The organism is Deltaproteobacteria bacterium, from assembly GCA_016183175.1.
Lineage (GTDB): Bacteria > UBA10199 > UBA10199 > UBA10199 > SBBF01 > JACPFC01.
The window spans coordinates 1-3562 of record JACPFC010000127.1 but is presented as its reverse complement, the minus strand read 5'-3'; the positions used below and the strand labels follow the sequence as shown (position 1 = coordinate 3562).

General features: G+C 53.8%; 5 protein-coding genes. 3 read left to right on the top strand and 2 right to left on the bottom strand.

The annotated features are described in order from the left end of the window. From HYU99_11775 to HYU99_11765, 3 genes are all read left to right on the top strand, one after another. On the top strand, positions 1–204 hold a 204-nt coding region (locus HYU99_11775), incomplete at its 5' end, for a hypothetical protein (GenBank protein MBI2341025.1). After that, complete coding sequence (locus tag HYU99_11770; protein ID MBI2341024.1) at positions 201–785, top strand: hypothetical protein; 585 nt, start codon at positions 201–203, stop codon at positions 783–785. The genes HYU99_11775 and HYU99_11770, both read left to right, overlap by 4 nt. After that, positions 782–1771 carry a D-2-hydroxyacid dehydrogenase gene (locus HYU99_11765; GenBank protein MBI2341023.1) on the top strand — a complete coding sequence of 330 codons (990 nt, stop codon included), beginning with the start codon at positions 782–784 and terminating at the stop codon, positions 1769–1771. The genes HYU99_11770 and HYU99_11765 overlap by 4 nt, the downstream gene beginning before the upstream one ends. Positions 1772–1897: 126 nt before the next feature. Here the strand turns inward: HYU99_11765 and HYU99_11760 are convergent, their stop codons facing one another. Together HYU99_11760 and HYU99_11755 are read right to left on the bottom strand one after the other, a co-directional pair. Next, a complete protein-coding gene (locus tag HYU99_11760) occupies positions 1898–3280 on the bottom strand; it encodes an NAD(P)(+) transhydrogenase (Re/Si-specific) subunit beta (GenBank protein ID MBI2341022.1) in 1383 nt (460 codons plus the stop codon). A 10-nt stretch (positions 3281–3290) separates the two neighbouring features. Then, a complete protein-coding gene (locus tag HYU99_11755) occupies positions 3291–3560 on the bottom strand; it encodes an NAD(P) transhydrogenase subunit alpha (GenBank protein MBI2341021.1) in 270 nt (89 codons plus the stop codon). Positions 3561–3562 lie beyond the last annotated feature (2 nt).

Below are 3562 nucleotides of genomic sequence, written 5' to 3'. Positions count from 1 at the left end.
TGTTTCACACCCGAAAAAAACAGGATCGCCGACGATATCGCATCCCAGATCATCAACCTGTTGGAGGCCCATCATGCCTCCGGATTGCGGCGTGTCCGACGCCTCTCCCGAAATAACGGTTATCGCCGCCTCATCAACAACAAAATTTACGGTCCCGAAACGATCAACCGTATTCTGGCCCGTATTCCAAAGCATCTCACATGACACCCGAGATTATCGACCAATTTTTTCTGAAACTCGCCGAAACGCTCGACAAACCGGCGACGGTCATTCTCATCGGCGGCGCCGCCGCCCTTCTTTTTGGGGGAGCCCGGCCGACCGAAGACATCGATTTCGGCATCAATGGACTTAACCGTGCGGATAAAATAGCCGACGGCATTTCCGCCGCAAGAAAAGAGACCGGGGTCAAAACAGAATATTCCGAAGATATCGAACGCTGGTCGATGTTGACACTGCTTGATTATAAAAAGCACACCCGCCCTTACAAGATTTTCGGAAAATTAAAAGTCACCATTCTGGAACCCGAATATTGGTCCATCGGCAAGGCCGGGAGATACTATGATTCGGATATTCAGGATATGATCACGGTCTTCAAATCGCAAAAAACAGATTCCGCAAGGCTCCTCCGCGTTTGGGCTCGGTCTCTCCGGGAAAGTCCGCTTTCGGATGACCTTTTTCATTTCAAAAAACATGTTGTTCATTTTATGAAAACCTACGGCCGGGAGATATGGGGAAACCGTTTCAATGCGGAGAAGGCCCTAAGGGAATACAAATTCCAGCCTTGAGTCATGCGCTTATGGGGACAAAAAAACTATCCATCGTCTTTCTTGACGCCGCCACGGTTGATTTTGGCGATATCGACCTTGCACCGATTACCAAAAACGGCCGCACCCTCCCCTTTGAAAATTCCTCGCAGGATGAAATTGTCAAAAGGGCCGGATCGGCCGAGGTGGTGATTGCCAATAAATGTATTTTCGACGCCGTGATCCTCAAAAAACTTCCGCATTTGAGGCTCATCTGTATCGCCGCCACAGGCGTGAACAACGTCGATCTGGACCTTGCGCGCAAAAGAAAAATTGCCGTCACCAATGTACCCGGCTATTCCACAACCACCGTAGCTGAGCACACCCTCCTCTTTCTCCTTGCCTTGAGCCACCGCTTGTTTGAACACCACAACGCGGCCATGAGCGGGCTTTGGTCGCAATCGCCCCACTTTGCCTATCTGGATCACCCCTTTTCGGATTTACAGGGGAAAAGTCTCGGCATTCTTGGATACGGGACCATTGGAAAAAAAGTGGCCAGGCTGGCCCGTCTGTTCGACATGAAGGTGCTTGTGGCCAAGTTGCCGGGAAGAAGTTATTTGAAAAAAGAAAAGCGCCTCCCGCTAAAGCAGGTTCTTCAAAAAAGCGATTTTATAACCCTTCACTGCACCCTCACCGATTCGACGCGGCATTTGATCAACCGCGAAAAGGTTTTATGGATGAAGCCAACCGCCTGTCTATTGAATCTGGCACGCGGCCCTGTCGTGCAAGACGAGGCCCTTACCTGGGCCCTTCAAAAGAACCGAATCGCCGGCTATGCCACCGATGTGATGGTTCACGAACCGCCGCCGGAGAATCATCCTTTTTTTCACCCTTCCCTCAAAAACAAAATTCTCTTCACTCCCCACATCGCCTGGGCCAGCCGCGAATCACGGCAGAGGCTGATCAACGAGATAGGGAAAAATATTCAGGCGTTTTTGGAGGGGAGAAAAAAAAATCGGGTTGTGTAAAAAAAGAGAGTCCCTTTGTCTTCGCAATTTTCGTAAGCCGCCATGAGTTGGTTTGTCTCGCCGACAGATGTGGCTGGCGGGAACGAAAATTGCTTCGTCAAAAGGACTCTCTTTTTTTACAATGCGTTATTTCTTCAACTCCGCATTCAGGGCATGGATGGTGTTTTTGGCGTCGCCGAAGACCATCCGCGTGTTTTCGAGGTAAAAAAGAGGGTTGTCGATGCCCGCAAAACCGGCCGCCATCGACCGTTTGAGGACAAAAACCATTTTGGAGCGGTCGGCGTCGATGATCGGCATGCCGTAGATGGCGCTCGATTTGTCGGTCCGGGCGGCGGGATTCACCACGTCGTTGGCGCCGATGACCATGCAGACATCCACTGTCGGCATGGAAGGATTGATCGCATCCATCTCGATTAAATGATCATACGGGACGCTCGCCTCGGCCAACAGCACATTCATGTGCCCCGGCATCCGGCCGGCCACCGGATGAATAGCATAACGGACCTCGACCCCCTTTTTTTCCAGAATTTCCTGCAGTTCGCCGACCGCATGCTGGGCCTGGGCCACCGCCATGCCGTAGCCGGGGACAATGACCACCGACGAGGCCTGCTTTAAAAATTCCGCGGCATCTTCCACAGTAAACGATTTGACCGGCTTTGAGCCCCCCGTGGCGGCGGACGTCTGCTCCACCTGGCCAAAGGCGCCGAACAGCACATTGCCGAACGACCGGTTCATCGCCTTGCTCATGATCATCGCCAGTAAAAATCCGGAGCCGCCGTCCAGCGCGCCGCAGATGATGAGAATGTTGTTGTCGAGCGCAAAGCCCGACGCCGAGGCCGCCAACCCCGCGTAGGAATTCATCAGACAGATGACCACCGGCATGTCGGCCCCGCCGATGGGAACAACCAGAAGAATTCCCAAAAGAAGACCGACGCCGACCACCGTGTAGAAGAGGCCGGACAAATAGGGGCTGAAAATCAGCCAAACGACAAACCCCAGACAGGCGGCAAGAAGGGCCAGTGTGAGAGTGTTTTGCCCCTTGAAAGTCTGCGGACGCCCCGACAAAATCCCCTGAAGCTTGCCGAAGGCCATCAGGCTTCCGGTAAAGGTCACGGTTCCAAAGAACACCTCAAAGCCCAACGCCCCCATGGTGAATTGCGTGATGTGCCCCGCCATCACGGCATGGCGGATGTATTCCGCCACCCCCACCAGCGCCACCGCCAGACCGCCAAAGGCATGGGAGAGCGCGATTCGTTCGGGCATCTTGGTCATCGGAATCCAGAGGCCCATCGGAATGCCGATGATGGTGCCGACAATCAGGCCGACGATGATCCATTGATAGGTGATGATGTCGCGGTGAAGGAGGGTGCCGACGATGGCCACCAGCATCCCGACGCCGGCAAGAATAATCCCCCGCCGGGCCGCGTCGGGCTTTGTCAGACCGCGCAAGCCGACGATAAAAAGAACGGTTGAGGCGAAGTATGCAAGATAAATCAGCTGGAGTTTCATAAAACCACGTCTATTTTTTCCTCTTGAACATCTTGAGCATCCGGTCGGTGATCAGAAAACCGCCGACCACGTTGACGGTGGCCGCCGCCACCGCAATCACCCCCAAAATTGTGGAGAGCTTGCCGTAGCTCCCCCCCGCAATCACCAGAGAGGCCACCAGCGAAATGCCCGATATGGCGTTGGTGGCCGACATCAGCGGCGTGTGCAAAAGGGCCGGCACCTTGGTGATGATCTGGTAGCCGACAAAGACCGCCAGAACGAAAATGTAGAGGCCAAAGATCA